Origin of the sequence: Acinetobacter sp. ACNIH3, assembly GCF_002918965.1 — a bacterium.
Taxonomy (GTDB): domain Bacteria; phylum Pseudomonadota; class Gammaproteobacteria; order Pseudomonadales; family Moraxellaceae; genus Acinetobacter; species Acinetobacter schindleri.
Window position 1 is genome coordinate 1 of the sequence record NZ_PQLP01000081.1, and the last position, 5,615, is coordinate 5,615.

At 36.5% G+C, this 5,615-nt stretch carries 7 protein-coding genes; 6 read left to right on the forward strand and 1 reads right to left on the reverse strand.

Annotation, left to right across the window (positions count from 1 at the left end):
- The first annotated feature begins 123 nt into the window (after positions 1 to 123).
- The 6 genes from mobQ to C3420_RS16200 all read left to right on the forward strand — a co-directional run bounded on the left by mobQ (position 124) and on the right by C3420_RS16200 (position 5,106).
- Complete coding sequence (gene mobQ / locus C3420_RS16180) at positions 124 to 1,077, forward strand: MobQ family relaxase (protein ID WP_004282272.1); 954 nt, start codon at positions 124 to 126, stop codon at positions 1,075 to 1,077.
- Positions 1,074 to 1,544: a hypothetical protein gene (locus C3420_RS16185; protein ID WP_004282271.1), complete on the forward strand. Its 471-nt coding sequence runs from the start codon at positions 1,074 to 1,076 to the stop codon at positions 1,542 to 1,544. The genes mobQ and C3420_RS16185 overlap by 4 nt, the downstream gene beginning before the upstream one ends.
- 494 nt (positions 1,545 to 2,038) lie before the next feature.
- Positions 2,039 to 2,596: a hypothetical protein gene (locus C3420_RS16190; protein WP_103801027.1), complete on the forward strand. Its 558-nt coding sequence runs from the start codon at positions 2,039 to 2,041 to the stop codon at positions 2,594 to 2,596.
- Between the two features lie 132 nt (positions 2,597 to 2,728).
- A complete protein-coding gene (locus C3420_RS17450; RefSeq protein ID WP_004282269.1) occupies positions 2,729 to 2,896 on the forward strand; it encodes a hypothetical protein in 168 nt (55 codons plus the stop codon).
- 608 nt (positions 2,897 to 3,504) lie between these two features.
- Positions 3,505 to 4,446 (forward strand): replication initiation protein RepM, encoded by a 942-nt coding sequence (gene repM / locus C3420_RS16195; RefSeq protein WP_004282268.1) that lies wholly within the window; start codon positions 3,505 to 3,507, stop codon positions 4,444 to 4,446.
- Positions 4,447 to 4,533: 87 nt separating this feature from the next.
- Entirely contained in the window at positions 4,534 to 5,106 is a 573-nt protein-coding gene (locus C3420_RS16200) for a hypothetical protein (RefSeq protein WP_103801026.1), read from the forward strand.
- 9 nt (positions 5,107 to 5,115) lie between these two features.
- Here the strand turns inward: C3420_RS16200 and C3420_RS16205 are convergent, their stop codons facing one another.
- On the reverse strand, positions 5,116 to 5,385 hold the full coding sequence (locus C3420_RS16205; RefSeq protein WP_004282273.1) for a hypothetical protein: 270 nt from the start codon (positions 5,383 to 5,385) through the stop codon (positions 5,116 to 5,118).
- Positions 5,386 to 5,615 lie beyond the last annotated feature (230 nt).

Consider the following 5,615-nt stretch of genomic DNA (forward strand, 5'->3'; position numbering starts at 1 on the left):
AAATGCGCACTTACGACTTGAACAAAGTTCAAGTCATCGTTGCGTAAGGGGAATCCCCTTAACCCCAAAAAACTGCTACGCAATTTTTTAAAAGCAAAAGCAAAACCATCACAAGGCTAAGGCATGGCAATTTATCACTGTACGACTAAGACCGTTAATCGCAGTTCGGGACGAACTGCGGTAGCATCTATGGCTTATCGTGCAGGAGAAAAATTGACAGATGAACGGACAGGATTAACGCACGACTTTACGAGAAAAGAAGGTGTGGCTTATACCGAAATTATCTCGAACTTAGATACTCAAATTGATCGTGCCGAACTCTGGAATCTGGCGGAAAAAACCGAAAACAGAAAAGATGCTAGAACTGCTAGAGAATGGGTTATTGCCTTGCCTGATGAATTGGATGAAGAACAACGCAAGGAACTTGCTAAAGACTTTGCCAAGTCCTTAGTAGATCGCTATGGGGTAGTTGCAGATTTAGCGATTCATGCACCCAGCAAAGGTGGAGATGATAAAAACCATCATGCACATATCTTGCTGACAACTCGCAAAGCAGAATTAGACCCTGAAAATAAATTGGTCCTTACTCAAAAAGCGGAAATCGAGCTAAGTAACACCAAAAGAAAAAGCCTAGGCATGGGAACAAGCCAGGAAGAAATCAAGCAGATTCGAGCCACCTGGGCAAACCTTGCAAATTATGCCCTGGACAAAGCAGGGTACGAAGAAAAAATAGACCATCGTAGCTATGCCGAACAAGGTAACGGCCTACAAGCCACGATACATGAAGGCAGCAAGGTTACTCAGTTACGCAGGAAGGGCATAGATACTGAAGTTAGCCGTTTCAATGACAACATCAAACAGCAAAACAGTCAGCAGCTCCAATACAAAGAACCCAAAAAGGAAAAAATCCTAGAACAAGGCTTCAGCCGTGTCGAAAAGGGTTTCGAGCAATGGAAGAAAGATCAGGAAGCTAAACGCTTACAACTGGAACATCAGCAGCAGTTAAAGCTACAGCAAGAAAGAGCCATGAAGCTGAAACAACGCAAAAGCATGAATAGAGATGGGCCTTCCTTATGAGCAATCAAAACGACTTAGACGACCAGTTGTATATTTTATTGGCTTCCATGAAGGAATACAGAGAAGCCATAGCAGACGATAAGAAGCGATTAGAGACGTTTTACACCCAAGTAGCTAGTGGGGTTCTGGATAAAGCCGAAAAGTCGCTACAGGAGACAAATAAGCAGGCTATAGGGGCATTAAAGAGCCGTATTCAGGAGTTAGATAAAGCAACCAGCCGTCTTAACTATCAATTTATTGCCGTGTTTGCCAGTGCCTTTGTAGCGTTGGTAATGGTGCTGTTCTTGGCATTATTTTTATTTGTGCCAAGTATGGATGAAATCCAGCAGCGCAGATCGGAAGTGAATAACCTGAAAAATTACAGCTTAGACCTATCAAAATGCGATGGAAAAACATGCGTTAGAATTATAAAAAAACAGTGTGGATATGGGAAAAATGCTGATTATTGTGTGATTGACCCAAAATAATGGCCGCTTGGTACTTTGCTCTGCTTCTTTCAATATTCTGCCAACAATGACAGTCGCAAAGTTGCTCGACTTTAAATTATGGCTAAAGCCATATTTCAAAGCATCGAGCTAATCCCCCCAGATTTACACTCATAACAGCCAATTTTCATACTTTTCTGCCTAATTATTTTTATATTTTTTTAAGCTTTTTTAAAAATATACCCCCCTCTTAATAATCACCCCCAAGATATTAAATTATACAGTGATAACTCAGGGATACCAGAGATACCCCTGAAACCACAATTTTCATATTTCTCCGTTATATTCAATCACTTGAAAAATATTTTCGTAAAAAAAATTACAACTCAAGAAATCTAACAGAATAAATATAACAATCTAATTTTTAAAACGTATTTTTATTAAATATTCACTAATTTTTAATACACCACTAAATATTTGAATCGTAAGATTTTTTTAAATAATATATGTCTTATGAACTAGAACAAGGAAACAACATGTCAGAACGTAGAAAAGCAGCCAGATCAAGAAAGATAGCGAAGACTTATAAAGAGCGTCGTAAAAATCTTTGGCCGGAGTTGACTGACTCAGATTTTTGGTCAAAAGACAGTAAGGGGTTTGTGTGTGTACCAAGAAGTATGCCGATCATCATGTTAATCATGGATCACTTTTCACCGAACAAACCTATTTCTAAGACGTACTTTTCACTTTGGTGCCGCTGCTTCGATGAAATGGTGGTTAAGGCAGATAACAAAATTGTTCTAGCTACAGAAGCCGGATTTTCTGGTGAGCGTAAAGTGACCACGTGGAAATCACGTATAGAAAAACTTGAAGAACTTGGCTTTATCAAACGGCAAGAAACCTTTGATGGCGATCTGATTGTTTTAATCAATCCATTCAAAGTGATTTTAAAACTTTTTGACACTGATCATTCAAATGCTTTAGCAGTGTTGAAAGATGCACTGGAAACACGCGTTTTAGAAGTCAATTCAAAGGACTTGGCTAACTTGCAACAAGATGAAACTGAAGAAGATGAGGAGGTAATTGAAGCATGAAAATTTAAAACAGATTAATAGCGTAACTAATTGAATTTACTAACTAGTTAGTCTCGGAGATTCGCATGACTAATTTACAAACAATGGGCGTTAAAGCTCGAAACCGCAACCTTAACAAGAGAGATTTAATTTATGAGTATTCCAGAAATTATTTTATTAATCGAAAGCATTCCAGTCTACGGCTGGGCAGTAGTACTGATTCTAGCCGTAGCAGTATGCGTCTTAGCTGTGAACACTAAGATGAACATCATGATCAATATTGAAAAATCGGATACTGAAATTCCTGCCAGAACTAAGTAACCGTAGAAGGTAAACACAAGAAGCGAGTCTGAACCACTCGCTTTTTGTTTACGATATAAATCTTATCATAAATTAAATTAATGTGACCAATAAGAGCCGAGCGAGTGTCTACGAGCGATCACATAGCATCAAAACCTATATTTTCCTCTCTGATTACAATTAATTCCTTTTGCTTAATAAAGGGATTAACAGAGCAAAGCGACTGTACTTCAGTTGATTTAAGATCGAGCGAAGCTCGCATAAAACTTCTGAGCGAAGCGAAGGCATAGTTTCTTTTATTAAATCCTCAATTCCTCTTTGAAAAAACAGCCCCTCAACCGAGCAAAGCGAGGTTAAAACGTCCGAGCTTTAGCGAGGGCATAGGGCTGTTTTTATGCCTGCTTAGGCTTTTATATATATTTTAAAGTTTTTAAATGCTTTTATACCTTCTTAAATCATTGATATTATTATGTTTAAAAGGCAATAACGACACAGATTCCTTGCTATAACGACACAGATTCCTTGCTATAACGACACAGATTCCTTGCTATAACGACACAGATTCCTTGCATAAAGACACATAATGATTTAATGTGTCTTTATGCACATAATTATATAACGTGTTGAATATGAAGAATGGATTAGTAGTGAAAGATAATGCCTTGATAAACGCTAGTTATAATTTAGAAGTAACAGAGCAGCGTTTAATACTTTTAGCAATTATCAATGCACGTGAAACCCAGCAAGGAATTACGTCAGATAGCAAACTAGAGATACATGCTAGTGACTATGCCAACCAATTTAATGTGAAGAAAGAAACAGCTTATGAAGCATTAAAAAATGCTGTAAATAATTTATTTGAACGCCAGTTTTCTTTTAGAGAAACAACAAAAAAAGGAATTGGTATTGTTCGATCTCGCTGGGTAAGTCGAATCAAATATATTGATGATTCAGCCATATTAGAAATTACTTTTGCACCTGATGTAGTGCCATTAATTACAAGGCTTGAGCAACACTTTACTAGCTATCAGTTAAAGCAGGTTTCTCAGCTTACCAGTAAGTACGCTATACGCTTATATGAGCTTCTTATTGCGTGGCGTGAAGTTGGCAAAGTACCAAAAATAGAACTCTCAGAATTCAGGGAAAAACTAGGTATTGCAGCTGATGAATACAAAGCAATGAATCACTTCAAAAGTCGTGTATTAGAACCATCTATTAAACAAATTAATGAGCATACCGACATTACAGTAAGTTATGAGCAACATAAAACTGGACGTACTATTACTAGCTTTTCATTCAGCTTTAAACAGAAGCACCAACCAAGAATTGAAAAGCCGATAGCTGATAAAAGAGATCCAAACACCCCTGACTTTTTTATCAAATTGACTGATTCTCAACGTCATTTGTTTGCCAAAAAAATGTCCGAGATGCCAGAAATGAGTAAATATTCTCAAGGTACAGAAAGCTATCAACAATTTGCTATTCGTATAGCGGATATGCTTTTAGAACCTGAAAAATTTAGAGAAGTTTATCCTGTTTTAGAAAAAGCAGGGTTCCAAGGGAATTTATGAAAAAATAACTTATAGGATTAATCACAGTACTGATTATTTCTATGAAATGCACTATAATTTTATTGATATTTATCAGTAATTTATAAAATGAAAAAAATAGCTCTTTGGATACTTTTAATTCTTATTTGTTTGACGCTAATTCTTGTGGGTAGAGCTTTTTATCTTGATAAAAAAGACGACAAAGAAATGGAAGTTTTTAACGCCCTTGAAAGGGAACTTAAACCGAATATTGAATCATATCCAGAACTTAAAAAATATTATCTTGATTTATTCGACAAGGGTCTTATTTTTCAAAATACAGAAGGTAATCATGAGAATGGTTATAAGCCTCTAGGAATTAGAATTGTAGATGCTCGGTCTATAGGTTTTGAGTGCTCCTCGAAACTCCTAAACTTAACTGAAGATGAGTTAGCCTTAGGTATAAGAAACCTTGATAATGAAACCAATTCTGAGGGTTATGATTCACTTCATGTCATTATGGATGAGATTAATAAAATTCCACCTATTGCTATTGTTTTTAACGAATATAAAGCTGACAAAAAAATTACAGATAGAGAGCTATGTACTCTTGCAAATATGTATGAGAAGGGTCTGGAGTATCAACATAATTTAACTCTACGTGATCTTAATAATCAGACTAAATCGGAAGTACTTCAATAAGTCTAAAACTTATAGATTAAATAACGTTCTATCTCTTTCCTCTGTTAAATACTCGTTGAGTTCAGCGAGTATTTTTTCTTTGTTGGCTTCATTATCATTCATTTTTTTAATCAAATAAGAACCGAGCAAAATTTTACGCCGAGTATCGTCCTTTCTTTCTTGCTCTTTCTGCTTTGATTTTTCTCTAGCTTCGATAGCTTGTTTACGAGCCTTTAACTGTTTGAGCTTTTCTAACTGGGCTTCGATTTTCTTTTCGAGATTTTCAGCAGCTTTTGTCATGATTCAGATTTCGGGATATAGAAAACCACTCAAGCATAAGGCCCTATGAATTGGAATTCAAGCGGGCTTTATGCTATCGTGTTTTTCATTAAATGCGCACTTACGACTTGAACAAAGTTCAAGTCATCGTTGCGTAAGGGGAATCCCCTTAACCCCAAAAAACTGCTACGCAATTTTTTAAAAGCAAAAGCAAAACCATCACAAGGCTAAGGCATGGCAATTTAGCATGG

What these genes read in the sequence shown, in the direction of transcription:
- C3420_RS16200 (WP_103801026.1), top strand. Translation starts at nt 4,534, where the DNA reads ATGAAAAAAATAGCTCTTTGGATACTTTTAATTCTTATTTGTTTGACG.
- C3420_RS16190 (WP_103801027.1), top strand. Translation starts at nt 2,039, where the DNA reads ATGTCAGAACGTAGAAAAGCAGCCAGATCAAGAAAGATAGCGAAGACT.
- repM (WP_004282268.1), top strand. Translation starts at nt 3,505, where the DNA reads ATGAAGAATGGATTAGTAGTGAAAGATAATGCCTTGATAAACGCTAGT.
- C3420_RS16205 (WP_004282273.1), bottom strand. Translation starts at nt 5,385, where the DNA reads ATGACAAAAGCTGCTGAAAATCTCGAAAAGAAAATCGAAGCCCAGTTA.
- mobQ (WP_004282272.1), top strand. Translation starts at nt 124, where the DNA reads ATGGCAATTTATCACTGTACGACTAAGACCGTTAATCGCAGTTCGGGA.
- C3420_RS16185 (WP_004282271.1), top strand. Translation starts at nt 1,074, where the DNA reads ATGAGCAATCAAAACGACTTAGACGACCAGTTGTATATTTTATTGGCT.
- C3420_RS17450 (WP_004282269.1), top strand. Translation starts at nt 2,729, where the DNA reads ATGAGTATTCCAGAAATTATTTTATTAATCGAAAGCATTCCAGTCTAC.